Annotated in this window: 1 protein-coding gene; it reads right to left on the minus strand. The window is 68.6% G+C overall.

Features of this window, described 5'->3' with window-relative positions:
• Positions 1-13 precede the first annotated feature (13 nt).
• Positions 14-1,414, minus strand: coding sequence for an IS4 family transposase (locus tag ACIPXC_RS35000; protein WP_401626543.1), 1,401 nt, complete (start codon positions 1,412-1,414; stop codon positions 14-16).
• Between the last annotated feature and the right edge of the window lie 125 nt (positions 1,415-1,539).

Below are 1,539 nucleotides of genomic sequence, written 5' to 3' on the forward strand. Positions count from 1 at the left end.
CAATGCCGTTCGGTTAGCCGTCTGGCGGGTTTGGCAAGGGGTTGTGCTCGATATGGATGGTGGTCCTGTGGGTTCGGTGGTCGACGTCGCGGCCGACGGCGCGGTACTTCGAGCTGATCGCTCGTTTCTTCACGCGGGGCCGGGTCCGGTCCCGGCGGGCGGGCAGGAGGTTGTCGAGTATCGCGGCGCCGATCCGGCCGACGAGGTCGACGCGGGTGTGGGAGATGATGCCGGCGGCGCGGATGATCTGGTCACGTGCCGTGTTCAGCGCGATGGTGAATGCGGCACGGTCGGGGTCTATGTCGGGCCGGTGCAGGACAGCGTCACTCATCGCGGTGCGTAGCGCCTGGTAGGCGACCAGGAGCGCCCAGGTCTCCTGGGCGACGGCCGCCGGGTGGCGTCCGCGCAGGACTCTCCCGCCGAGAATGGTCGATTTCAGCTCGCAGTAGCCGGTCTCGATCTCCCAGCGCTCGTGGTAAAGCCTGACCAGACCGGTCGCGGATGCCTCACTGGGGTCGAGCAGGCTGGTGACGAGCCGGTAGGCGCCCTGGGTGACTGGGCGCTCATCGGCGCCGTCGGCAAGGGTGAGGGTGATGTGGGCTTCGATGACACGGACGGTGACCTCGCCGACGCGGGACAGGAACGTGCCGTCGGGCAGACGGCGCAGGACCGGCAGCTTGAGCGCTGTGCTGTGGGTCTTGGCGCGGATGAGGAAGTCCGCGCCGGTGGACGCGACCGTGCCCACGAAGGCGGTGGCCGAGAAGTTCCGGTCACCGAGCAGCAGCATTCCGGGCCGGAGTGTTCCGGTCCGGCCCGCGGTGGTGACCAGGTCACCGGCGTAGGTCAGCTCGCCGGTGGCATCGGTGCCGAAGACGGCGTCCAGGAGTGTTCTGGTCCCGCAGGCCACCAGGGCGACCAGCCTCATCATCGGGTAACCGGCCGGCCCGTTCGGCCCGGCTTTCGCCTTGGGGAACACCGACAGGTTCGCGGGCGTGTCCGGCAGCGGTATCTGGGTGCCGTCGATCGCGACCACCAGCCTGTCCGCGAACTGTGTCACCTGTGTCGCGGTCACCGCTGCGGGGCCTTTGACCAGGTCGAACAGGGCTTTCAACGGCTTGGGGCCGACCCGCCGCATCGCAGCCGTGATCGACGAAGGCGCCGGTGAGGGCAGCGGCACAGGGAGCGAGGCGGTCAGGTGGGACCAGACCCGCACCCAGCCCTGCCCGGTGAACAGCGCGCCGGCGAGGAGGAGGTAGACCACCACCCGGGACGGCAGCCGCCGCATCCGATGCTGCAGACCGCCCGCGGAGGCGAGCGCCTCGTCGACGAGCTCGAACGGAACAACCTGGGTCAACTCGCCCAGGTGCCCCACGGCCAACGCGCCGGGAGCATACGTAATGACAGAATCGGACACTGCAGCCCTTGTGGAGGAACACGAGTCTTGGCGGACCCGAGAACCACTACAAGGGCTGCACCCGTATCACCAGCCGAAACGCCGAGCGTTGCGCCGCCAACCGAACCCCTAACCGAACGGCATTG

This window comes from Streptomyces sp. NPDC090021 (assembly GCF_044748225.1).
Classification (GTDB): domain Bacteria; phylum Actinomycetota; class Actinomycetes; order Streptomycetales; family Streptomycetaceae; genus Streptomyces.